The 22,837-nt window shown below is 62.0% G+C and carries 18 protein-coding genes, 1 tRNA gene and 1 other RNA gene; 7 read left to right on the forward strand and 13 right to left on the reverse strand.

The genetic code is table 11. The annotated features are described in order from the left end of the window. Positions 1 to 51: 51 nt before the first annotated feature. From M2447_RS04635 to M2447_RS04650, 4 genes are all read right to left on the reverse strand, one after another. Complete coding sequence (locus tag M2447_RS04635) at positions 52 to 2,481, reverse strand: ABC transporter permease (protein WP_277557602.1); 2,430 nt, start codon at positions 2,479 to 2,481, stop codon at positions 52 to 54. 174 nt (positions 2,482 to 2,655) lie between these two features. After that, positions 2,656 to 3,681: an efflux RND transporter periplasmic adaptor subunit gene (locus M2447_RS04640; RefSeq protein WP_277557603.1), complete on the reverse strand. Its 1,026-nt coding sequence runs from the start codon at positions 3,679 to 3,681 to the stop codon at positions 2,656 to 2,658. 24 nt (positions 3,682 to 3,705) lie between these two features. Next, complete coding sequence (locus M2447_RS04645) at positions 3,706 to 5,064, reverse strand: TolC family protein (protein ID WP_277557605.1); 1,359 nt, start codon at positions 5,062 to 5,064, stop codon at positions 3,706 to 3,708. Positions 5,065 to 5,189: 125 nt separating this feature from the next. Then, entirely contained in the window at positions 5,190 to 6,140 is a 951-nt protein-coding gene (locus M2447_RS04650; protein ID WP_277557607.1) for a hypothetical protein, read from the reverse strand. 142 nt (positions 6,141 to 6,282) lie between these two features. Here M2447_RS04650 and ribF point away from each other — a divergent pair, with 142 nt between their 5' ends. Then, positions 6,283 to 7,224, forward strand: coding sequence for a riboflavin biosynthesis protein RibF (gene ribF, locus M2447_RS04655; RefSeq protein WP_277557608.1), 942 nt, complete (start codon positions 6,283 to 6,285; stop codon positions 7,222 to 7,224). Positions 7,225 to 7,309: 85 nt separating this feature from the next. Here ribF and M2447_RS04660 read toward each other — a convergent pair whose 3' ends face one another. Continuing rightward, entirely contained in the window at positions 7,310 to 8,662 is a 1,353-nt protein-coding gene (locus M2447_RS04660; RefSeq protein WP_277557609.1) for a folylpolyglutamate synthase/dihydrofolate synthase family protein, read from the reverse strand. A gap of 143 nt (positions 8,663 to 8,805) precedes the next feature. Continuing rightward, complete coding sequence (locus M2447_RS04665) at positions 8,806 to 9,399, reverse strand: LemA family protein (RefSeq protein ID WP_108825120.1); 594 nt, start codon at positions 9,397 to 9,399, stop codon at positions 8,806 to 8,808. A 215-nt stretch (positions 9,400 to 9,614) separates the two neighbouring features. On the opposite strand from M2447_RS04665, the gene M2447_RS04670 reads away from it, so the two are divergent. Further along, entirely contained in the window at positions 9,615 to 10,667 is a 1,053-nt protein-coding gene (locus M2447_RS04670) for a sugar phosphate isomerase/epimerase (RefSeq protein ID WP_277557610.1), read from the forward strand. Positions 10,668 to 10,789: 122 nt separating this feature from the next. Next, the gene (locus M2447_RS04675) at positions 10,790 to 11,212 is read left to right on the forward strand and encodes a hypothetical protein (protein WP_277557611.1); all 423 of its coding nucleotides are present in this window, start codon (positions 10,790 to 10,792) and stop codon (positions 11,210 to 11,212) included. Between the two features lie 42 nt (positions 11,213 to 11,254). Here M2447_RS04675 and M2447_RS04680 read toward each other — a convergent pair whose 3' ends face one another. Further along, on the reverse strand, positions 11,255 to 12,829 hold the full coding sequence (locus M2447_RS04680; protein WP_277557613.1) for a hypothetical protein: 1,575 nt from the start codon (positions 12,827 to 12,829) through the stop codon (positions 11,255 to 11,257). Positions 12,830 to 12,970: 141 nt separating this feature from the next. On the opposite strand from M2447_RS04680, the gene rlmN reads away from it, so the two are divergent. After that, a complete protein-coding gene (gene rlmN, locus M2447_RS04685; RefSeq protein WP_277557615.1) occupies positions 12,971 to 14,035 on the forward strand; it encodes a 23S rRNA (adenine(2503)-C(2))-methyltransferase RlmN in 1,065 nt (354 codons plus the stop codon). Between the two features lie 21 nt (positions 14,036 to 14,056). On the opposite strand, the gene M2447_RS04690 is transcribed toward rlmN, so the two are convergent. Beyond that, positions 14,057 to 16,636: a pitrilysin family protein gene (locus M2447_RS04690; RefSeq protein ID WP_277557616.1), complete on the reverse strand. Its 2,580-nt coding sequence runs from the start codon at positions 16,634 to 16,636 to the stop codon at positions 14,057 to 14,059. Positions 16,637 to 16,824: 188 nt separating this feature from the next. Further along, the gene (locus M2447_RS04695; RefSeq protein ID WP_277557618.1) at positions 16,825 to 17,265 is read right to left on the reverse strand and encodes a Minf_1886 family protein; all 441 of its coding nucleotides are present in this window, start codon (positions 17,263 to 17,265) and stop codon (positions 16,825 to 16,827) included. A 107-nt stretch (positions 17,266 to 17,372) separates the two neighbouring features. Between M2447_RS04695 and M2447_RS04700 the strand changes: the two genes are divergently transcribed. Continuing rightward, positions 17,373 to 17,449, forward strand: a tRNA-Arg gene (locus tag M2447_RS04700). Positions 17,450 to 17,541: 92 nt separating this feature from the next. Here the strand turns inward: M2447_RS04700 and ffs are convergent. Together ffs and hemL are read right to left on the reverse strand one after the other, a co-directional pair. Then, positions 17,542 to 17,640: signal recognition particle sRNA small type (gene ffs / locus M2447_RS04705), an RNA gene on the reverse strand. Between the two features lie 48 nt (positions 17,641 to 17,688). Then, positions 17,689 to 18,993: a glutamate-1-semialdehyde 2,1-aminomutase gene (hemL, locus tag M2447_RS04710; RefSeq protein WP_277557620.1), complete on the reverse strand. Its 1,305-nt coding sequence runs from the start codon at positions 18,991 to 18,993 to the stop codon at positions 17,689 to 17,691. A gap of 105 nt (positions 18,994 to 19,098) precedes the next feature. Here hemL and hisC point away from each other — a divergent pair, with 105 nt between their 5' ends. Both hisC and hisB read left to right on the forward strand, forming a co-directional pair. Beyond that, positions 19,099 to 20,217, forward strand: a complete 1,119-nt coding sequence (gene hisC, locus M2447_RS04715; protein WP_277557622.1) for a histidinol-phosphate transaminase — start codon at positions 19,099 to 19,101, stop codon at positions 20,215 to 20,217. Beyond that, positions 20,199 to 20,795 carry an imidazoleglycerol-phosphate dehydratase HisB gene (gene hisB, locus M2447_RS04720; RefSeq protein WP_277557624.1) on the forward strand — a complete coding sequence of 199 codons (597 nt, stop codon included), beginning with the start codon at positions 20,199 to 20,201 and terminating at the stop codon, positions 20,793 to 20,795. Before hisC ends, hisB begins: the two co-directional genes overlap by 19 nt. A gap of 53 nt (positions 20,796 to 20,848) precedes the next feature. Here hisB and M2447_RS04725 read toward each other — a convergent pair whose 3' ends face one another. After that, entirely contained in the window at positions 20,849 to 21,457 is a 609-nt protein-coding gene (locus tag M2447_RS04725; RefSeq protein WP_277508032.1) for an HAD family phosphatase, read from the reverse strand. A gap of 196 nt (positions 21,458 to 21,653) precedes the next feature. Continuing rightward, a complete protein-coding gene (gene galK, locus M2447_RS04730) occupies positions 21,654 to 22,805 on the reverse strand; it encodes a galactokinase (protein ID WP_277508033.1) in 1,152 nt (383 codons plus the stop codon). Positions 22,806 to 22,837 lie beyond the last annotated feature (32 nt).

Consider the following 22,837-nt stretch of genomic DNA (forward strand, 5'->3'; position numbering starts at 1 on the left):
AAAAATGAAAACGCGCTAAATTACACGTCGCACGGCGAACATCAAGAACGCTTATTGGCGCGGAAACGCTTTGTTTTTTGGGAAAAGCGGACGCTCCGGACTACACGCGCCCCCGCTTTTCGCCGCCGACCCGTCGCGCCCCAGGCGCATCCATGCGAGCGCGACGCACGCCACCGCGATCACCATCAGGTGCAGGATTTCGCCGCGCGCCTCGGACAGCGGCGCGCCCATTTGCCCGAGCTTGGCGAATGCCGCGACACCCGGCATCGCCGGAACAAGCTGGCACACCGCGCGCACCGACGCCGGCATCGCCTCGGGCGGCCACGACACGCCCATCGCAAAAAACACCGGCATCGAGGTGAACGTGAAAAACTGCAACGCCCGCTCGGTGCGATCCACAAATCCCCCCGCCAAAAACGCCACCGCGACAATGGCAAACACATACGCCACCATGTGGACAAACATCCCGCCGACATTGGCGGCGCGCGGGTAATCATGCAGCCACAGGCAGTAGCCGTTCACCCACATCGCGTTCATCAGGGCGATGAGAAACAAGGTTCCGAACATTCCCCAAAACTCGCCCCAGTGCATCGCGGGCACGCGGACACCCGCCTCCGCCGCGCGCTGCCTGCGCCAGCCAAAGATCATGAGAATGCCAAAAATCGTCGCCTGGTGCACGACCAGTTGCGCGACGGCGGGCACGGCAAAACTTCCATAACCCTCGCGCGTGTTAAAAAGCGGCCTCGGCACGATGCGCGCGGGCAGCATGCGCGCCGCCGCCGCGTCCGCCCCGATGCCCGCCTGCAACAGTTGCGGCTCCGCAATATCCAGCGCCGCGTCCTGCGCGGCCTCGCCAAGCGCGTTGAGCAGCACCGAGCAGCGAACGATGAACGCATTGTTGCCGTAAATCGACAGTCGTCCCGTCCGCCCCGAAAGCGCGTCGCGCCCGAAGTTTTCGTCGATCAACAAAATGCCGTCCACCTCGCGACGCTCGACCAGCCTTCGCGCGTCCTCAAAGGACGCCGGCCACGCCGCCACCTCAGCGGCTTTCAGCGCCATGACTTTTCGCAGCAGTTTCCGGCTTTGCGCGCTGTTGTCCAAATCCACCACGGCCACCGGCAAGCGCGACGAAACCTGCTCCACGTAGGCGGCGGGATAATAAAATGTATACAAAACCGTCGCGACAAACAGCAGCACGGCAACGCTGAACTCGGCCTTGATCGCCTGCGCGACAATCCGCGCGCCCCGCAAAAATCCGCCGCGCGCAATATTGTTTTTATTGTCCGCCGAAGGCAAATCCGCGTCGCCGCGCGCGCGCTTCCGGTCGCCAAACGCAAGCGACACGCGCAACGCCAGCAACCCCGCCAGCAACACGATCATCGCGAACAGCCCGAGCTTGCACAAAAACCAAAGCGAATCACCCGGCGGCGAGCCCATTTGCATCTGCTGCGTCTGCACCTGCATGTAGGTCGTGTAGGGCATGATCTCGCTGATCAACCTGGTATACCATGGCGATGTGTTGACCGGGAAAAGGATGTCGCCAAACGAAATGCCGCCGCCCGTGTAAAAGTTGATCGCACTCAACGCAAAGAGCAGGTTCTTGCGCGCGACCCCGGCAATCAGCACGCACACCGCGCCGTTCCCAAGAAACAACAGCATCTGTGCCGCGACAATCACGCCCATGCTTCCGTTCACCGGCCAGCCGCGCCAGCGCATCCACAACACGCCCAGCGTCCCGATCACGGTAAACACCAGCGCGTAAAAAATCACCTTGCAGACAATCGCGAACACCATGCGTCCGCCCGCGTCCGCCACCCACGCCGCGCGCCGCTCCGGCCCCAAATCCCCGACCAGCGAAACCATCAGCGCGTTGCCCATGATCACGAGCAAAATCACGGGGATCAGGCTTCCGCCCAGAGCCAATTCATAGCTGTTCGCCGCGTTGTATAAAAACGCGACCTGCACGGAAAGCGGCGCGCCAAACGCCTGCGCGCCATCGACCGCGCGATTCGTCACCCCGCCCGCGCGCGCCGCCGACAAGTTCGTGTTCAACTGGGAAACCGCCGACGCCAGGTCACGCTGGATGAGGTTCGCCGACGAGTAATAAAGCGTGTTGTAATACGAGTAGATGTGAGCCTGCTCGCCGCGCGCGACATCCCGCTCCGCCCCCGCGGGAATAAACACCGCCGCGTAAGCCTCGCGCTTGCGCACCGCCTCGCGAATGTCCTCGAAATTATCGCTGACACGCACCACGCCCGCAACCGGCGAAGCCTGCAACAAACGCACGAGCTGCCGGCTCATCGCCGACTGGTCCGCGTCCGTAACGAGCACCGGCAACTGGCGCGGCGAACTTTCCGAAAACACAAGCCCGAACCAGACAATCGCCACCACCGGCACCCAGGTGACCAGTGAAAGATTCCACTTGTCCCCCCTAAGAAAACGCAACTCGCGGGCGATGGAATTGAGGAATGCGGAGATCATTTTTGGAGTGCGGTGGCAAAGCGGAGCGGCGACACCGCTTTGAATGGTTTGCGAATTTTGCTGGCATGCGAAAACGGCGGCGCCGGGCGTCGACCTCTGCCGCCGCACTCCAAAGAAAAACCGCCGTGTTCATCGAACATCATTCGCAATTAATAATTCGTGATTTTCATCGCGTCAGCGCCCGCCTTGCGGCCAGTCGAACAGCACGCTCATGCCCGGCCTCAGTTTTCCCTTTTCGGAATCCGCGACGCTCACCGGCCGCGCGCGAATCTCAAAAGTCTTCACATCATATCCCTCCGACTGGCGCACGGCGCGCCACGTCGCAAACGCGCCCTGCGGGCTGATGAAATACACCTTAAATTGCATGCGCTTTCCGTCGAGCGCGGGCACGGAGCCCTCCACGATTTTGCCGATCTCCATTCCAGAGAATTGATTCTCGCGCACATTAAACGACACCCACAAGTCGTCGGGGTTGATCATCGAAAACACGGGAAATCCCGGCGGCACGATTTCGCCGACATTCGCGTAACGCTTCGTGATCTGCCCGTCGATCGGCGCAGGCGTTTTCAATTCCTCCTCCAGCGATTTCACCGCGGCAACCGCGGCGCCGGCCTGCGCGACTTGCGCATCGACCGCCGCCTTGTCCTCAACGCGAGTGCCCGCAAGCGCCTTTTCGTATTGCTTGCGCGCGGCCTCCGCGGACTCGGCGGTCGCGGCCGCGTTTGCCACGGCCTCGTCGCGCTTCTGCTCCGAGATCACGCCCTCGGAAAACAATCGTTTCAACCGTTCCGCGGTTTTGGCCGCCACATCCGCGGCGGCCTGGTGCGCCTGCCAGACGGCCCTGGCCGAGGCGATGTCCTCGTCCTGCGCGCCCTTTTCCGCCTTCGCCTGAAGCGCCTTCACCGAAGTTTCGAGCGCGCTTACCTCGCGCAGCTTTGCGTCGAGCTCGGCATTGGAAAGCGTGAACAGGATTTGCCCCGCGCGAACGCTGTCGCCCTCGGCGGCGAGCACGGTTTCGAGGCGACCGGGCGCCTTGGCCGCGACACGGATTTCGTCGGTGTCGATCATGCCCTGTATCTGCCCGGGAATCGGTCTCGACGAGAGCCAAATACCGACGGCAAGTATGGCCGCGATGCCGAGAAGCAGGATCACGGCGAGCACTTTGTGGCGGGAGGGTTTTGCTGAGGCTTTTTGAGTCATGGCAAAATATTTTGTCTTTGAACGTTACGGAATAATCACATCGGCCTGGCGCATGTAGGCAGAGAACTGATCCATCTGGCCGCTTGCGTGGAGGAGTTTGGCGAGCTCGAGGTCGAACTGGTAGGCGGCGACGGCGCGTTCGACGAGCACGTTGGTGAGCGCGATGCGCGCATTGGTGACATCAGTCGAAATCCCCTGCCCTTCCTTGAACGAAACTTCCTGCACGCGCAGGTTTTCGCGGGCCGATTCGAGGTTGCTTTCGAGCAACTCGAACTGGCGCAGCGCGCTGGCGAGTCCGTCGTAGGCCTGGCGCGCGCCGGCGTCGGCCAGCATGCGCGCGTGCTCGGCGGATTCGGCGGCCTCGGCGACGGTCTGCTTCGCGGCGCTGTAACTTTTTCGCCGGTCGATCTTGTCAAACACCGACCAGCGCACGCCGATGCCCGCCATCCAGTCGGTGTCGACGAGCGTCTCGCTGTCCTTGTCAAAATTGTAGCTGCCAAACGCGAGCACCTTGGGCATCCAGCGGGCGCGCTCGGCCTTCACGCCCTGCTCGGCGGCGCGTTTGAGCGATTCGATGGCGCGCACCTGCGGATTGCGCTCGCGCGCGCCGACAACAAACGTGGCGAGTGATGCGATTGGCTGTTTTATGACAAAGAGCCGCGTGGTCGGCTCGAACGGCTCGTTCGTGTGCAGGATCGCGGACAATCCTATGCGCGCGTTTTTGACCGAGTGCTCCGCGGCGTCGTAACCGCGCTGCGCGGCATCGCATGCAACCTGCGCCTGCAGGCGCTGCGCCTTGGTGACGAGCCCGCCCTTTTCAAGCTTGATGGCGTTGTCGAGGTGCTCGCGCATTCCGTCAAGGAGCTCCTTGCGCAGCACGAGCACGCGCGACGCGAGTTGCTGGCCAAAGTAAGCCCGCACGAGTTCGAGATCGAGCGCCTCGCGCACCGCCTCAAGTTGCGCGCCGGCTTGCTCGGCGGCCGCGCTCGCCGCGCGTTTGGCCGCCGTGATTTCGCCTCCCGAGTAAAGCACCCATGACGCGGTGGCAAGCGGTTGAAGCGCGGTCTGCGAAAGCCGCGCCTCGTATGAACCCAACCCGAGCGCCGAGAGCGGGATCGGGTTGCCGTTCACCGAAAGCGAGTCGATGTCGGCCTGTTTATTGTTGATCGTGTGCTCGTATCGGAAATAGCGCAGCTCAAGGCCAAGCTCGGGATAGTTAAGCCCCTTGAGCGAATCAGTGGTGTCCTTCTTGCCGGCGAAACGAGCCTGCGCCGCCTTGAGCGAAGGAGCGTTTGTGATGAGCTGCGCGCGCGCCTCGTCGAAAGTGAGCGGCGCGGCCGCCGGCCGGGCAACCGCGCTTGCCGCGATGCAAACGATGGCCATCGCGCAAAAAAAACAACGAAACTGAAAATGCCTGCGTGCGAGTTTCATGGTCGCGCACAGACTGGCAAAAGCGGGCGGTTTTGAGCAAACGTATTATGGCAACCCGCAGTTGCCAGCCAACGGCATCAGCGCGCGCGGCGGCCGCGCATCACGCGCCCCTCGCCACCCCCGGCGCTCGTCATGAGCTCGCGCAATTGTTTCTGGTCGTTCTGCTCGGATTGCAACTGGCGTAACGCCTCAACTTGCGCCGCGCTTAAAAAACGCTGCGCCTCGATGACGACCTGGTCGGTGATTTCCACGCCGCCATAACCGCCGCCCATCATCATGGGGCCGCCTCCCCAAGGAGGTCCGCCGGGGCCGCCGCTGTCGAAGGACGCGGGCGTGTTTGCCGCCAGCAAACTGACAAGCTGTTCGCTCTGCGATTGTGTGAGCGCGTCGCTGGTGTAGCTGAGTTGTTGCTCGATCGTGCCGACCACGGCGCGCTGGCTGCCCGTCTGCTCGTAGGTTTGGTATTGCGCGAATTTATCCGCGCCGAGCACCGAGGCGATGTTCGCGTCAATCTCGGCGCCGGTCTGCTGGATGAGCTGCCGGATCTCGCCGCGATTCGCGCGCGCGTCAAGACCCTGCTCGCGAGCCACCGACATCACGTCGCGCCCGGCGTTTTGTTTTTCAACAAGGAGATCCTTCACCTTCTCGATTTGGCCGGGCGACAGGTTGAGCTTTTTGAAGAGACCGGCATAACGCGCGTCGAGCCTGCGCCGCTGCTCCGCCGTCCGCACCTTCACGGCCTCGGGAGACTCCCACACCGCGCGCATGTTTTCCCTGCGCTCCTCGCGCGCGGCGCGCTGCTCGTCATCGGCGACGGAAGCCTGTCCATCCTCGGGATTCTGCTGGCGCCGCTCGCTGGAGGCCCGGCGCTGGCCGCGCCCGGCGCGCTCCTCGGCGGCCTTGTTGAGCGCGGCGACCTGGGTGTCGAGCGCGTTGGCGCGCTGGTATTGCCGCCAGGCAAAAACACCGGCGCCAATCGTGGTGAGTGCAAGGATAACAATCGCTGCGTTTTTAATATTGGAGTTCACGATGAAAAAATAAGACGCGAAAAACAGGCAAAAGTTGCCCGCCGAAAAAACCTGTGTCGCGACGCTGGATGTCGCGACGCCGTTTTTCCAGAAAATTAAAACTGGAACGCCGCCCCAATCGCGCCTCTATTGAACGCCTCACATGCCCGTCGCCCAATTTCAAAACATCGAGAATATCCGCCTGCCCGCGAAGCCGCTTCATCTCGCGATCGGCATGTTCGACGGCATACACCTCGGGCACCGCGCGGTGATCGACATGGCGATCCAATCCGCGCGGCGCAGCGGCGGACTGGCCGGCGTGCTCACCTTCGCCCCCCACCCCACCGTGCTGCTGCGCCCCGACAATCCCACGCGCCTGATCTGCAACCCCGGCACCAAGGCGCGCCTGCTCGCCGAAACGGGAGTCGACTTTGTCGCCACGCAACAATTCACACCCGGGTTCGCGCAAGTCGAGGCGGAGGACTTCATTCCGCTCCTGCTGAGGCACCTGCCGCGCCTCAACACGATCTACGTCGGCGAGAACTGGCGTTTCGGCCGCGCCCGCCGCGGCGACATGACGATGCTTGTTGCCGCGACAAAACCACGCGGCCTCACGGTGATGAGCGTGTCGCGCGTCAACGAAAACGGCGAGCCGATCAGCAGCACCCGCATACGCGCCTGCCTCGAAGACGGTGAAATCGAGGCGGCGAACATCATGCTCGGCTACAGTTATTTTGCCGAGGGCGTTGTCATGCCGGGCAAGGCGCTCGGGCGCGACCTCGGTTACCCGACGCTCAACATTCCCTGGGAACCCGGGCTCCGCCCGCGCCTCGGCGTGTATGCCGTGGAGGTTTCCGGCGAAAAAGCGCCGGGGAAATACCGCGCCGTCGCCAACTACGGCCTGCGCCCCACGGTCGAAAACAGCACCCAGCCCCGCGTTGAGGCGCACCTGCTCGGCCCGTGCCCGTTCACAGGCGGCGACCAAGTCCGCATTGACTGGCTGCGTTTCATCCGCCCCGAAATGAAATTCGCAAATGTGAACGAATTGACCGCGCAAATCGCCAAAGACCGCGCCGAGGCGGAGGCGTTTTTTGATTTGGCATGAACTGAACCGCAAATGGACGCGAATCGACATGCATTCGCGACATGCGTCTGTTTCGCCTTTATTTGCGCCCCAAACTTTTTTGGCCTCAAAAATCCTGCAAGCGGCCCTCGGCTTCCACGCCTTTCTGCAGGCGGGCGAAGATTTCGCCGATCAGGTAAATCGAACCCGACACGACCACGGGGGCATGCGAATCCGAAATCGCGCAACGATCAGGCTCGGGGAATAACTCCTCGACTGTCGCGTGATAAATCCTCCCCTTAAAATCGCGCGGCACCTGCGCCTCCAACTCCTCGAACGAACACGCGCGCGCTTGATGCGGCACGACCAGGTGCAACTCGCGCGCATGCCTCGCCTCGACTTCCAGCAACGCCCGCGCGCGCAACGCGCCCAGCGCGCCCGTCACGATGACCGGCTTGCCCTCCTCGCCCCCGCCGAGTTCGGCGCGCAGGCGCGCGAGGTTTTCGTCGAGCGTTTGCGCGCCCTCGGGATTGTGCGACGCATCGAGAATCAACGGCTGCCCGCCAACCGTGATGCGCTGCCAGCGTCCCGGCCAGTCGACGCGTTGCAAGCCGCGCGCGATCACATCGCCGGTCAACCGCCAGCGCGAGTCCGATGCTTTCATCAGCACGCGGGCCGCGAGCGCCGCCGTGGCGGCGTTCCAGCGCTGGTAATCGCCTTCGAGGTTCGTGCGCGGATAATCGGGGCTGCCGATGTCCGCGCCAAACTCCTCCTCAATCGAATATACGGGGGAACCGAGTTCGTTCGCGACACGACGCACGACCGCTGCCGCCGCCCCGGGCAAATGTCCGATCACAACAGGTTTTCCGGGCTTGATGATACCGGCTTTTTCAAACGCGATTTTTTCGACCTCATCACCGAGAAACTCGCAATGATCCAGGCTTATTGTCGTGATCACCGACACTTCGGGCACGACGACATTGGTCGCGTCAAACCGCCCGCCCATGCCGACCTCGACGATGCTCGCGTCGCATTTTTTCCGCGCGAACTGCATGAACGCCATCGCCGTCATGAACTCGAAAAAGCTCGGGTGATCGTCGGGGTTTTCTCGCGAAACCGCCGCGGCAATCGGGCGCAGCTCGTTTGTGTAGTCGAGGATTTCCCGCTCGTTGAGCCGCTCGCGATTCACCTGCACGCGCTCGCCGAGCAGCACGAGATGCGGCGATGTGTAGAGCCCCGTGCGCCAGCCCGCCTCGCGAAAAATCGCGTCGAGCATCGCCGCCGTCGAGCCCTTGCCGTTCGTGCCCGCGATGTGGATGACCGGCACGGCCCGCTCGGGATGCCCCAGCGCGCTGATCCACGACTGCATGCGATCGATCCCAAATTTCACGCCGCGCGCCTTCAGGCTGAAAAGATAATCCTGCACGCGCGCGTAATCCGTGAAAACGTCGCTGCCGGCGGATGTGGAAACAGTGCTCATGTTGTCGAAAAGAAACGCAACATGAACAAATTGTCCGCGCGTGCAAATTGAGAAATCGGGCAACCATGCGCATGCGCGACTGGTGCGCACAAAAAAAGCACGGACGGAATCGCCCGTGCCATTTGAGCAACCAATCGAGGTCTTCAGTTAAAAGAAACCTTCGGAGCCTGCTTCACCTGCGCGCTTTCGACCTGGAACAATTCCGCGGGGCCGAAGCCGAACATGCCCGCGAAAATCACCGACGGGAAAACTTCGCGCTGGGTGTTGTAGGTCATCACCGAGTCGTTGTAGGCCTGGCGCGCGAACGACACCTTGTTTTCGGTCGAGGTCAGTTCCTCGCTGAGCTGCATCATGTTTTGGTTGGCCTTCAGGTCGGGATACTGCTCGGCGACAACCATCAGGCGCGAGAGCGCGCTGCCGAGGCCTGACTCGGCGCCGAGCAGCGACTTCATCGCGCCGTTGTCGGCGGGATTCGCGGCGGCGGCCTTCGACGCGGCGTAGGCGGTGTTGCGCGCGGCGATCACGGCCTCGAGCGTCTCGCGCTCGTGCTTCATGTAGGCCTTGGCCGTCTCGACAAGATTAGGGATCAGGTCGTAGCGGCGCTGCAGTTGCACGTCGATTTGCGCGAAGGCGTTTTTGAAGCGGTTCCTAAGCCCGACGAGCTTGTTGTAAATGCCGATTACAAAAAGGACGATCAGGACGAGGACGATTAGCGATACGATTAGTGCGATGCTCATGGTAATGGTTTTGAAAGGTTGAAAACTGCGGGGAACTTACAGCACAATGCCCGGGAAATGAAATGGAATAATGCGCCTCCTTTCCATTTTGGCAACACGTCCCGGCGCCGTTGCATGTATTTTAATTGCCGCAAACCGCGACCGCGTGTTCACTCCCGGGCAAACTCCCTCTTTCCCTCAACAAACCCAAACAACAACCCGAACTCCAGAAAAACATGTCACGATTAGTCACGTTGTTCACCGGCCAATGGGCCGATCTCCCGCTCGAAAAACTCGCGCCCCTCGCGCACAAAATGGGCTACGACGGCCTCGAACTCGCCTGCTGGGGCGACCACTTCGATGTCGAGAAAGCCGTCTCCAGCAAGACGTATCTGCGCGACCGCTGGGCCATGCTCCTCGACCACGGGCTCACCTGCGTCGCCATCTCGAACCACCTCAACGGCCAGGCCGTGTGCGACCGCATCGACGACCGCCACCGCGAGGTCGTCGCGCCCGATGTCTGGGGCGACGGCGATCCCGAGGGCGTGCGCAAGCGCGCCGCGAAAAAAATGATCACCACCGCCAGGGCCGCGCGCGCGTTCTTCGATGCACGCCCGAAAAACGACAGCGTCGGGCGCGCCTACTCCGCGAAATTCCCCGCGGTCGTCAACGGCTTCACCGGCTCGCCGATCTGGCATTCCATCTACGCGTTTCCGCCGACCTCGCAGGCGTATTGGGAAAAAGGATACGCCGAGTTCGCCAAGCGCTGGCTCCCCATCCTCGACGCCTTTGACAAGGTCGATGTGAACTTCGCCCTCGAGGTTCATCCCACCGAAATCGCCTTCGATATTGTCAGCGCCAGCCGCGCCATCGACGCCGTGAAGGGCCACCGCCGCTTCGGTTTCAATTACGACCCCTCGCACCTCGGTTATCAGGGCGTGGACTACGTGAAGTTCATCCGCACCTTCGCCTCGCGCATTTACCACGCGCACATCAAGGACGCCTGGTGGGGCCACGGCGACGGCACCGCGGGCGTCTTCGGCGGGCACACCGACTTCGGCGATCCGCGCCGCTACTGGGACTTCCGCTCGCCCGGCCACGGCGACATCAACTTCGAGGAAGTCATCGTCGCGCTCAACGACATCGGCTACCGCGGCCCGCTCTCCGTCGAGTGGGAGGATTCGCGCATGGACCGCGTCCACGGCGGCACCGAGTCGGCGGCCTTTGTCCGCAAGATCGACTTCCCGCCCAGCGCCGTCGCCTTCGACGCCGCGTTTGCGAACAAGTAACCTGTTCACCACGGAGGCCCGGAAAAACACGGGGGGAACCCAGGAGAGTTTCCTCGAAAAACTCCTCCTAACTCCGCGTCCTCCGCGCTCTCCGTGGTGAAGATCATACCTCAAAAAACATCATGTCCTCCATCCTCCAAAAACTCATCTTCCAAAAAGGCAAAACCGCGAGTGACGGTCTCATGCAACCCGAGCGCGAAGCCATTGTCGACGCGCTGCACTATTGCATGTATGCCGACTCAAGCATCGCGCTTGCTGAAACCAAGGTCATCGCCGACTGGAACGAAACCCTCGACTGGGATCCCAATCACCCCTTCTCGACCTACGAACCGCGCTCCATCGCCGCCGCGCGCCAGGCGCTGGAAAGCCAGGACGCCCGCATGGAGTTCATCCTCTCCATCGTGAGGCGCATGGGCTCGGAAAAATCCAGCGACACATTGCTCCGTCTCTGCCGCAAACTCGCCGACGCCGACGGCAAGCGCAGCGACGGCGAATGGGCGTTCATCGAAGCGCTGAGCAACGCCCTCGCAACAGCCAAAAAGTAAGAACGTCCCATGTGGGGGCGCACGCAAGGTGCGCCCCCACAATTATAAACCGGCCGCTTGCTCAGCCTCCGTTACGCTGACATTGCGGAACAGAAAGCGGTTGTTGCTTATTATATACGGTTTCCCGCTTTTTATTCTCAGCCCCCGTATATTAACCTCCCTGGTTATCGCATAGGGATATTTTTCAAGATAATCAGCATTTTTATAATCGGCGTTGAAGGGGGCGAAAATTTTGGGCCCCTGGTAATTCTCCACCGGGTTGCCATCGTCTATCACAAGACCGTCAATCGTCACCTTCTCCGGCATGTAACATGCGTAGCCGAAATCATGCCGTCCCGAGTTACTACCGTTTATAAGCACGGCGTCAGACCGGGCGCCGTTGCGCGGGATGTATTCGCAGTTGCGTATTATTATTTCGCCCTCCCAGGTGCTCCCGTAATCGCGGCGCAAATTTATAAAACTCGCGCCATGCACCCTGGTGTTCTCCACAAGAAACACGCCGCTTCCTATGAGATTGATGCCCTGGTGCCCGAGAACGGAATTTTTTATGGTCGCGTTTGCCACGCCCATGTGCGCGTCGAAGCGCGAAAACACAACATTATCAAACGTAATGTTTTTCGAGTAATTCGAGCCGAAGATTCCCCATATCTTTCTGTCGTGTATATCGTTTAACTGCCTGCAATCCTTGAAAGTCACATTGGCGGCCTTGTTGACAATAATATCGTATGAACCCATCGAAACCGGCGCGTTCGCGCGTCCGATTGTGGTGTAGGTTTTATGCCCCGAAAGCCTGCAATTTTTCACCGTCACGCCGCTGCAACCCACTATCGTGATAAATCCGTTATACGGCGCGCCATGATCAAGCTCGCCCGTGACAACATGAGTCACGCCATCGACAACCACATTGGAGCGCGTGATTCCCACGCCCCGGGCATAGTATGTATAACGCGACTCGGCCTGGTTGGCGATGGTTGTGAAATGCCCTCCGCGAACAGTCAATGTCCCGGAGTCGATGGGCCAGGCCGTCATGGAAGTAATATTATTATAGTCCCATATTACGGGCGTTGCCCCGTCCATGTTGCCGTTTTTATCAACGACAAAGACATCGGTCTGGGCGGAGCCGTTGTTTTTATTCAAACCCATGCGAATATAGCGCTTGGTCGTGCTGTCGGTCACCACCACAAACGCGGCATGCGGAAGCGTGACGCCGAGACTGGCCTGGTTCCTCCGCAGCGTTTTCACGGATGTTATTTTCACCGGGGAAAGCTTGGAGGATATGTTGAACACATTTTTGCCGCGGTTTTCGACGCTCACTTTCGAGTCGTCGATAATGAACCTGGCGTCGCCCCAGTCGGTGTCGGTCTGTATTGTGGCGGTCTTGCTCGCCGCGCCGATATAGTAGGATGCGCCCGCGTCGGCGCGAACCCGCAGTCCTTTTTCATTGGCCGCGGCATGGGTCCGGATGATTGCGTCAAAATCATCGGTCACACCATCGCCCGCGGCGCCATATTCGCTGTAATAAACGACCTTGTTCAAATCGGCGGCGTGAATACCCGCTTCGAAGACAAAAAACGCGAGCAACAGAAGGCGGAACCGAGGGGAGGCGATTGTTTTCATTTTTGAGGGGATGAGATTTGAACAGGGAGGAAACCCTCAAAACGAAACGAGGCAAGACCCGCGTAACATGGCGCGGACCGCCAGCCCGCGCCACCCTTTTCGCCTTCCCGCCCGCGCGCTCATCTGTCGTAATGCCGGTCCATGCAGCAGCCCGCATCACCACACGCCAGCCCGACCGACCTCCACGGTCTCACCCGTGATGAATTGCGCGCGCTCATAACCTCGTGGGATTTTTCGCCGGTGCATGCCGCGCGCCTTTGGAACTATCTCTACTACGAGGCCGCCGGCGCGCTCGATTCCGACGCCATGCCCGACATCCCCGCGCGCCTCATGGAACGCCTCCAGGCCGAAACCGCGCTCACCATTCCGCCCGTCGCGCACGAGGCGCGCAGCACCGACGGCTTCACGCGCAAATACCTCCTCTCACTCGCCGACGGCAAAAAAATCGAAACCGTCCTCATGCGTTTCACCGGGCGCGTCACCGCCTGCATCAGCTCGCAGGCCGGCTGCGCGATGGGCTGCGTGTTTTGCGCCACCGGGCAAATGGGATTTTCCCGGCACCTCGCCGCATCCGAAATCGTCGCGCAGGCGCTCCATGTGCGGCGCATCCTCAAGGCGCAGGGAGAGCGCCTCCGCAACGTCGTGCTCATGGGCATGGGCGAGCCGCTTCACAACTACGACGCCGTCATGCGCGCCTGCGAAATCATGCGCGACGGCAGCGGCCTCGCGCTCGGCGCGCGCCGCATCACGCTGAGCACAGTCGGCGTCGTTCCCGGCATCATGCGCATGGCCAACGAGGCCAGCCCGATCCACCTCGCCGTCTCGTTGCACGCCGCCACGCAAGCCGAGCGCCGCAAACTCGTCCCCGCCGCCAAACGCTGGCCGCTCGACCAGTTGATCGACGCCTGCCGCTACTACGCGGAAAAACTCAACCGCCGCATCTTTTTCGAGTGGACGCTCATCGACGGCAAAAACGACACCGAAGACCACGCCCACGCCGTCGGACGCCTCCTCACCGGAATCCATGCGCAAGTAAACTTGATCCCGCTCAACCCCACCGCCGCCTACGACGGCGCGCCCGGGCACACCAGCGCCGCGAAAAAATTCCAAGCCGTGCTCGCCGCCTACAATCTGCCGAGCACGATTCGCCAGCGCCGCGGCATCGACATCGCCGCCGGTTGCGGCCAGTTGGCGGCAATGTCGTAGGGGCGCGCCTTGCGCCCCGCCTCACGGTTTCACCACCAACTGCGTGCGCAGCGCGCGCTTGAAATGCCGGCGCGCAAAATCGCGCAGGTCCTTCGCGCCCACCGCGTCGATGCGTTTGTCGTAGTTGAGCCAGTCGTTCACCGGCTGGCCGTAGAGCGCGTTCAGGCCCGCCTGCATCGCGCGCGAGGCGTTTGTCTGAAGGCTCATCCGCCGCCCCGCCTTCAGGCGCACGCGGCAGCGCTCCACCTCGTCCTCGCCGATCTTGCCCGATTGCACGCGGGCGATCTCCGCGTCGATCTCGCGCAACACCTCCTCGTAATGCGCCGGGCTCGTCCCCGCGAAAAACAAAAACATGCCCGCGCGCAAACCCGTCACGCGACTCGACCGCACGAAATACGCCAGCCCTTTCTCCTCGCGCACGCGCTCGAACAAACGCGACGACATGCCGCTGAAAAACTCGTCCATCACCTCGCCCGCGTAAAAATCATCCGCCAGCAAACCCGGCCCCGGAAACGCCTGATACACCACCGCCTGCTCGCGCGGCTGCGCGTCGGTGAAATCACCCGGAGACGCGGGCATTCCGCCCGCATGGGTTTCCTCCGTCAACGTCCCCTTCGGCACGCGCTTCAAAAACGCCTTCAACTTCGGCAGCAATTTCGCCTTCTCAAAATCGCCCGCCACCGCGAGCACGACGTTTTGCGACACAAACAACCGCTTCCACAACGCCGCCAAATCCGACGGCGCGAGCGCGCGCACGCCCTCCGCGTCGCCGCTCGCATCGCAGGCCAGCGGATATGCGCCGAAAAACTTTTTGCGCACCAGCTTCCTGCCGTGCGCGACGACATCGTCCTCGTCCTGCGCGAGTGCCGCGAGCAGCGCCTCGCGCTCCGTCTCGAACGTCCCGCGCTTGAACGCCGGCGCGAACACCGCGTCCGCCAGCAACTCCAGCCCGCGCTCCACATCCGCGCCGTCCGACAACACCTCCACGCCGAGTCCGATGCTGTTGTTCCCCGAAAACGGATACAGCACGCCGCCGATTTCCTCGATCGCTTGCGCGACCTCCGCCGCCGTGCGCCGGCGCGTGTCGCGCGCGAGCATCGTGCCCAGAAGCGCCGTCGCGCCACGCTTGCCCGGCGTCTCAAACAAAGGCCCGCCCTGGCAAAGCAGCCGCACATGCAAGCTCGGCAAATGCGCGTCGCGTTGCAGCAGCAAGCGCGCGCCGTTCGGCATTTTGATTTCCTCAAACTCCGGCGCGAATGCCGATGTGGCGCGGACTGCCAGGCCGGCCTTCTTCGCTTCGCCCTTCGGACTCAGCGACACCGTCGTCAACCGCTCCGGCACGAGATACGCCTTCAACACGCGCTTCAAGTCCGCCGGCGTCACCTTGCGCAACCGCTCGAAATACGCGCGCGCATAACCAAGGTCGCCGACAATCACCTCGCTCGCGCCAAGGCGCGCCGCCTGCCCCGACATCGTCTTGCGGCTGTTGATTTCGCCGACGACGAGCTGCCGGATCACCTTCTTGATTTGCGCCGCCGTGAAACCTTTCGACGCGCAACGCGCCAGCGATTCGTTTATCGCGCGAATCGCCGGATCGCGTTTTTCCGGGTCGCAAATAAACGAAATCGAAAACAACCCCGCCCCGCCCGGCGTCCAACTCTGCGCGTCGATGGCGTGCACGAGGCGCGCCTTCTCGCGAATCGCCTGCCAGAGTATCGAGCTGTCGCCCGCGCCAAGAATCGTCGCCAGCAAGTCGAGCAGCGGCGCGTCGGGATGCGCGATGCCCGGCGCCTGCCACGCCAGCCCCGCGCGCGTGATCTCGACATCCTCGTAAAAATGCGCCTCGCGGGGCGCGAGCTGCGCGGGCTCGTCCTCCACAAGCACGGGCGCCAGGCGCGCGCGCGGCGCGTCCGCGAAATGTTTTTCAACCTCCGCAATCACGCCCGCCTCGTCCACATCGCCCGCCACGACGACGACCATGTTGTTCGCCACGTAGCGCGCGCGGTAATACGCCACCAGTTCCTCGCGCGTCACCGTCGAAAAAACATCCCTGTATCCGATAACCGGATACCGATACGGATGCCGGCGGAACGCCGTGTCGAAGAGCGACTCGCCGAGCCGCGTGTCGGGATCGTCGCGGCACATGTCGATCTCGCGCAGGATCACGTCCTTCTCGCGCGCCGTCTCGTCCGCGTCGATCGACGAGTGCAGCATCATGTCGGCGAGCACATCGACGGCGAGCGCCGTGTGCTCCGAGGGCAGGTCGATATGGTAAACCGTGCGGTCAAAGGTCGTGTAGGCGTTGATCAGCCCGCCGTGCGCCTGCACCGTCGCGGAAATCTCCCGTGCCGCGCGCCGCTTCGTGCCCTTGAACAGCATGTGCTCCAGGTAGTGTGAAAGCCCCGCGCCGAGGTTTTCGCCCTCGTGAATCGACCCCGTGCGCACCCAAACCTGCACCGACGCGACCGGCGCGGAATGGTCGGGCTTCACAAGCACGGTCAGCCCGTTGGGAAGAACCGTGCGCGCGACCGGCTCGCGCCAAAAGGTGTTGAGAAGATCGAAGTCGGACTTTGTTTTCGAGGGACGTCTGGTTTTGGACATTGGTGAAATTTTTGAATAAGAGAATGTTCCACGGATGGAGCAGGTTTTCACAGATGCGGAGATTTAGCCGAGTTCATCCGCGTCATCCTTGGGTTATGCAAAATCGCGGGCATGATTGTTTTCGTCAAACCCAGTTCCGCGCTGCCGCGCGCCAATCGAAAATCCAGAATCCAAAATCGAAAATCTTATCACTTTTCATCCTCAATGATGCTGAAGCGCACCGCTTTTTCGGGACGGAACGGTTTCTCGAAGGCATCGTCAAAGGTGTAGATTGACGCGAAATCCTCGCGCCGGTCGTCGGGGGTTTTGCTGAAAACCTGGTATTCGATCAGGTTGAACACGACCTCTCCAAAGTCCTCGCAGCGTGTGACGCCCCATTCGTTGAGCACGGTTTTTGAAAGCGGCCCGAACTGGTTCAGCGTGTATTCGCGCAGTCCATCAAGCAGTTGCGGCCCCTTGACATGCTTTGTGCGCTGCGCGCCCTTGCCCGCCTTCTCCGCGTTTTTTTTGCGGATTTCGCCCACGGTGTAGTCCAGCCCCATGCGCACAAATCCGTAGGCGCGCCGGTCATAGCGCGGGTCCTCTTTGCAAATCTGCTCAACGACTTCGTGAAACTTGATGTCCTGCATTGGAAAAGAAAGGGGAAATCTTAATGCACGGCGACGCAACCTTAACAATCCTGAAAAATATCGCTTGCACTCCGCGAAGAATCCCTGCTTTCTTTCGCCCCTCAAATGCAGCCGTAGCTCAATTGGATAGAGCATCTGACTACGGATCAGAAGGTTTGGGGTTCGACTCCCTACGGCTGCGCCACTTTTCAGAGCAAGCCGCAAGTGCCTCGTCATTTGCGGCTTGTTTCATTTTCGAGGCAAAAGCCCCGGCCTCCGCGCAAATGGGCAAAAAAAAGTGGCCAGGCACTCCACGGCACTGGGAGAACGTCGTTGCCGTTGCTACCTTCCGGTCCTGGCGGAGTTCACGCGCCTGCCCATGCATGGCACCTGGCCGACGCGAACAGTGCGCGGTGCGCGGCGGCTTTCAACATTTATTTCTCGTTACAATGAAATGAGCGCCTTCGTCATCACCTCGCACGCGCGCGCGATCGCGCCGCCCTCGTGCGCCGTGCTCAGGAACGCCGCCTCATACGCGCTCGGCGCGAGATAAACGCCGCCGTCGAGACACGCGTGAAAAAAGCGCGCGTAAAGCTTCGCGTCGGACTTGGTCGCGGTCGCGTAATCGCGCACCGGCGCGTCGCTAAAAAACGCGCTGAACATCGAGCCGCGCTGCGGCACTTGCAGCGCGATGCCCTTTTGTTTCGCGGCGTCGAGAAGCGCGTCGCGCAACCGGCGGCCGAGCGCGTCGAGCCGCGCGTAAACACCCGGCTCCCCGTCCAGCAGTTTCAGCGCCGCGATGCCCGCCGCCATCGCCAGCGGATTCCCGCTGAGCGTGCCCGCCTGGTAAACCGGCCCCTCCGGCGCGAGATAATCCATGATGTCGGCGCGCCCGCCGATCGCGCCAACGGGCAAACCGCCGCCGATGATTTTTCCAAGCGTGGTCAAGTCGGGCACAATGTTTTCGAGCTCCTGCACGCCGCCGCGCGCAAGGCGAAAACCGGTCATCACCTCGTCAAAAATGAGCACCGCGCCATGCCGCGCCGTGATGTCGCGCAGATGCGCGAGGTAGCCCGCATCCGGCATGATGAAACCGACATTGCCGCAATACGGCTCGACGATGACGCCCGCGATTTCGCCTGGATTCGCCGCAAACGCCGCGTCGAGCGCGGCGGTGTCGTTGTAGGGGAGCACGATTGTCTCGCGCGCAAACGACGCCGGCACGCCCGCGCTGTCGGGATTGCCGTGCGTGAGCGCGCCGGAGCCGGCCTTGATGAGAAGCGAGTCCGAGTGCCCGTGATAACAACCGGCAAACTTGATGATCTTGTCGCGCCCCGTGAAACCGCGCGCGAGGCGGATCGCCGTCATCGTGGCCTCGGTGCCGCTGTTGCACATGCGGACTTTTTTCACCGACGGAAAAAATTGCGTGATCAACTCCGCCATCTCCACCTCGGCGGGATTGGGCGTGCCAAACGAAGTGCCGCGCTCCAACGCCGCCGCCACCGCGTCGCGAATCGCGGGATGGTTGTGCCCGTGAATCGCCGGCCCCCACGTGCAGACGAAATCGATCAACTCGCGCCCGTCCGCCGTCGTGAGCGTCGCGCCGCGCGCCGACTCCACGAAAAACGGCGAGCCGCCCACCGAACGAAACGCGCGCACGGGCGAATTGACGCCGCCGGGAATAAGCCGGCGCGCGCGCGCGAAAAGTTGATCGGAGGACTGGCCGCCCTGAAAAGACTGGTTCGACATGCGCGCAACCGAAACGCATCGCGCGCCCGTTTGCAATTCCTTGCGCTCCGCCCTCGCCAACGCCCGCGATTTTTGCATTTCTCATGCTTTCGTTTTTTTCGCGTCATGTCCAACACGCTCCCGCAACCGCTCCCGCACATCGCAAAACTCCACGCCTACACGCCCGGACTCCAGCCGACCGAATCCGGCTGGATCAAGCTGAACACAAACGAGTGCCCCCACCCTCCCAGCCCGCGCGTCGCCGGGGCGATCATCCGCGAACTCGGCGCGGACAAATCCGGCGCAAACCTCCGCCTCTACCCAAATCCGGCAAGCGCCGCGCTTCGCGAAACCATCGCCGCGCACCACGCCCCGCAATGCCCCTCGCTCACCGCCGCCGGCGTCTGCGTCGGCAACGGCTCCGACGACATCCTCAACCTGCTCGTGCGCGCTTATTGCTCCGCCGGCGCGCCGCTCGCGCACACCGTGCCCAGCTACTCGCTTTACCCCGTGCTCGTCGCCATCGAAAACGGCCGCTGCGAAACAATCCCGTTCGAGCGCGACATGCGCCTGCCCGTCGAGACGCTCGCCGCCTCCACCGCGCCCATCATCTTCCTCACCTCGCCCAACGCGCCCACCGGCGTCGGCTTCGCGAACGCCGAAATCGAGCGCATCCTCGCCGGCTACCGCGGGCTGCTCGTCGTTGACGAAGCCTACGCGCCCTTCGCAAACGAAAACGCTGTGCCGCTCCTCGCGCGCCACCCGAACCTCGTCATCGTGCGCACGCTTTCAAAAGCCCATGCGCTCGCGGGCATCCGCATCGGCTACGCGCTCGCGCATCCCGAAGTTATCGGCGTGCTCGACCGCGTGCGCGACAGCTACAACACCTCGCGCCTCTCGCAAGCCGCCGCCATCGCCGCGCTCGAAGACGGCGACTATTACGCCGGTATCATCGAAAAAATAAAAACCACGCGCGACCACTGGCAAAAGGAATGGACCGCGCGCGGCTGGTTTTCCTATCCCTCGCAGACCAACTTCATCTTCGTCGAGCCGAAAAACGCGCGCGGAGAGAGCGGCGCCGCCGTCGCGCAATCCGCCTACGACTGGCTCCGGGCGCGCAAGGTGCTCGTGCGATATTTTCCCTCACATCCCTTGACCGCGCCCTTCCTGCGCATCAGTGTCGGCACTGACACCGAAATGGTCGCACTCGACAACACCCTCCAAGCATGGATCAAAAACGCATAGCAAAAATCGCGCGCAAAACCGCGGAAACCGACATCAACCTCACACTCGAAATCGACGGCTCCGGCCGCTCGAAAATCGACACCGGCGTGCCGTTCTTCGATCACATGCTCACGCTCTTCGCCAAGCACGGCCTCTTCGATCTCGAAGTCACCTGCAAGGGCGACGTCGCCGTGGATTACCACCACACCGTCGAGGATGTCGGCATTGTTTTGGGCGAGGCGTTTCGCGCCGCGCTCGGCGACAAGCTCGGCATCCGACGCTACGGATTTTTCCTGCTCCCGATGGACGAGTCGCTCGCCCGCGTCGTCGTCGATCTCGGCGGCCGCGCGCACCTTGTTTACGAGGCGAACGCGCCGACGATGTTTGTGCGCGATTTCAACATCATCCTCGTGAAGGAATTTTGCCGCGCCTTCAGCAACGCGCTCGCGTGCAACCTGCACGTGAATCTCGAATACGGCGAGGAACCGCACCACGTCGCCGAGGCGGTGTTCAAGGGACTCGCCCGCGCGCTCGACGCCGCGACGCAATACGACCCGCGCGCCGCAGGCCAGCTGCCAAGCACCAAGGGCAAGTTGTAATCACAAAAAAGCCGTCCGCACAGGACGGCTTTTTTCGCGAAATCGATTAACGTCTAGGCTGCGGGGCGGCTTGGCACGTGCACGACTTGCATTCCGGCGGCGACGGCGGCCTGGAGACCGGGCGTGGCGTCCTCGAATGCGAGGCATTTTTCAGGGTCCACATTGCAGAGTTTTGCGGCGAGCAGATACATGTCGGGCGCCGGTTTGCCGCGGCCCGGGGGCACGTCGGCGGGCGTCACCACGATTTTGAAAATGTGGTCGAGCTTCGCGGCCTTGAGGATGGGAATCGCGAATTCGCGCAGGCCGCCCGTGGCGATGGCGACGGGATGCGTTTTTGCGACGCGCTCCGCGAAATCGGCGACGGGAGCGATGCGACCGGCCTCGGGAAGCAGCTCCATAAAAATGGCCTCCTTGACGTGCATAATCTCGTCGTGGTCGAGCGTGAGGCCGTAGCGCTTGCCGAAGACGGCGGAGACCCCGTGCGAGTGCACGCCACCGAGCGAGTAGAACAAGTCGGGGTCGATGTTCTCATCCGCCTTCATGCCGAACTTGTGCAAGGCGGCGTTCCACGCGCGGTAGTGCAGCGGCATCGTGTCGGCAAGCGTGCCGTCGAGATCGAAGATGTATCCGGCGAAATCGCCCTCGGGTATGTTGAGTTTCATTTGAAAAGGTGCGCCCAGCTTCGCGCATGAAATCGCGGCAATCAAGGCCGAGTCGCGTTTGCGGACAAAATAATGCCCTCAAACAAACGCGCGAAAAAAACGGGACGCGTTTTTCACGTCCCGAGTTTTTGTTTTTAAACAATGCGCGACTTTGCCGAGTCCGGCGACTGGAAGCCGACGCTGACTCGCGCGCTGATCACATCACCGCCGCGCCGTCACCGGTCTGGCAGTGGATCACCTCGGGTTTTGCGCCGTATTTTTGTTCGTAGGCGGCGGCAACCTGCGCGGCCTGCGCCTCGCCGAACTGCGCGTCGGTCATCGCCATCACCGCGCCGCCAAACCCGCCGCCGGTCAAGCGCGCGCCGTAAACGCGAGGCGTGGCCGTGAGCAGATCGACTAGCGTGTCGAGCTCCTCCGCGCTGTTCTCAAACAAATTCTGCGAGCTGCGATGCGAGGCGGTGAGCAGCGAGCCCACCGCGGCCAGGTCGCCCTTGGCGAGCAGCGTTTTTGTCTCGTCCACGCGGGCGATTTCCTCGACCACGTGGCGCGCGCGCTTGAGCGCATCGCCCGCCAGCGTTCCGTCAGCGGCGGCCTTGTCGAGCATCGCGGTGCCTGCGTCCGCGAGCAGGGGCACGCCGAGCGCCCTGGCGGCTTCCATGCACTCGCGATTGCGCGCCGCGTAGAAGCCGTCCACGAGCGCGTGTTTTTTGTGCGTGTTGAAAATCCAGAAATGCGCGCCGGAGGGAATCGCCACCGTGTCAAATTTCGGCCCGCGGCAATCGATGAACACAAGGTGGTCTTTTTTGCCGAAGCCCGACACGCCCTGGTCGAGAATACCGCACGGCATGCCCACGAATTCGTTTTCCGCATGCTTGCCGATTTTCACGATTGTCTCGCGGTCAACCTTGCCCGCCTGGCCCGTGATTTCGAGAAACGCGAGCACTGACGCCAGCTCAATTGCCGCGCTGCTGCTCATGCCGGCGCCCGCGGGCAGGTCCGACATGTCATAATAGTCAAACCCCTCGGGAATGCTCAGGCCGAAATGCGGAAACGCGGCAATCACGCCGAGCGCATAGTTGGTCCATTTGTTGGAACCGTCCTGCTTTTGCGGAATGCCGGAGGGCATGGTGACGATTTCGCCGCCATGCGCGCTGAAAAAACGGCGCTGCCCGTCATCGCGCCTCGCGATGGCAACCCAGATATTACGGTCCACCGACGCGCCTAGCACGGTGCCGCCGTTGTAGTCGGTGTGGTTGCCGATAAATTCGATGCGTCCTGGGGCGCGGGTGACAAATTCGGGGCTGCGGCCGAAGACGGTTTGGAATTGGGCGATGAGTTTGTTTTTCATGGGAATGACTTAAAAATTGCGAAACAGGCACG

This window comes from Ereboglobus sp. PH5-10 (genome assembly GCF_029504735.1).
In the GTDB taxonomy this organism is placed as follows: Bacteria; Verrucomicrobiota; Verrucomicrobiia; order Opitutales; family Opitutaceae; genus Ereboglobus.

Bases quoted from the DNA above. Each gene is read 5' to 3' on its own strand.
- hisC (WP_277557622.1), top strand. From the start codon at position 19,099: ATGTCCAACACGCTCCCGCAACCGCTCCCGCACATCGCAAAACTCCAC.
- hisB (WP_277557624.1), top strand. From the start codon at position 20,199: ATGGATCAAAAACGCATAGCAAAAATCGCGCGCAAAACCGCGGAAACC.
- M2447_RS04690 (WP_277557616.1), bottom strand. From the start codon at position 16,636: ATGTCCAAAACCAGACGTCCCTCGAAAACAAAGTCCGACTTCGATCTT.
- hemL (WP_277557620.1), bottom strand. From the start codon at position 18,993: ATGTCGAACCAGTCTTTTCAGGGCGGCCAGTCCTCCGATCAACTTTTC.
- ribF (WP_277557608.1), top strand. From the start codon at position 6,283: ATGCCCGTCGCCCAATTTCAAAACATCGAGAATATCCGCCTGCCCGCG.
- M2447_RS04680 (WP_277557613.1), bottom strand. From the start codon at position 12,829: ATGAAAACAATCGCCTCCCCTCGGTTCCGCCTTCTGTTGCTCGCGTTT.
- M2447_RS04695 (WP_277557618.1), bottom strand. From the start codon at position 17,265: ATGCAGGACATCAAGTTTCACGAAGTCGTTGAGCAGATTTGCAAAGAG.
- M2447_RS04665 (WP_108825120.1), bottom strand. From the start codon at position 9,399: ATGAGCATCGCACTAATCGTATCGCTAATCGTCCTCGTCCTGATCGTC.
- M2447_RS04670 (WP_277557610.1), top strand. From the start codon at position 9,615: ATGTCACGATTAGTCACGTTGTTCACCGGCCAATGGGCCGATCTCCCG.
- M2447_RS04635 (WP_277557602.1), bottom strand. From the start codon at position 2,481: ATGATCTCCGCATTCCTCAATTCCATCGCCCGCGAGTTGCGTTTTCTT.
- M2447_RS04645 (WP_277557605.1), bottom strand. From the start codon at position 5,064: ATGGCCATCGTTTGCATCGCGGCAAGCGCGGTTGCCCGGCCGGCGGCC.
- galK (WP_277508033.1), bottom strand. From the start codon at position 22,805: ATGAAAAACAAACTCATCGCCCAATTCCAAACCGTCTTCGGCCGCAGC.
- M2447_RS04725 (WP_277508032.1), bottom strand. From the start codon at position 21,457: ATGAAACTCAACATACCCGAGGGCGATTTCGCCGGATACATCTTCGAT.
- rlmN (WP_277557615.1), top strand. From the start codon at position 12,971: ATGCAGCAGCCCGCATCACCACACGCCAGCCCGACCGACCTCCACGGT.
- M2447_RS04640 (WP_277557603.1), bottom strand. From the start codon at position 3,681: ATGACTCAAAAAGCCTCAGCAAAACCCTCCCGCCACAAAGTGCTCGCC.
- M2447_RS04675 (WP_277557611.1), top strand. From the start codon at position 10,790: ATGTCCTCCATCCTCCAAAAACTCATCTTCCAAAAAGGCAAAACCGCG.
- M2447_RS04660 (WP_277557609.1), bottom strand. From the start codon at position 8,662: ATGAGCACTGTTTCCACATCCGCCGGCAGCGACGTTTTCACGGATTAC.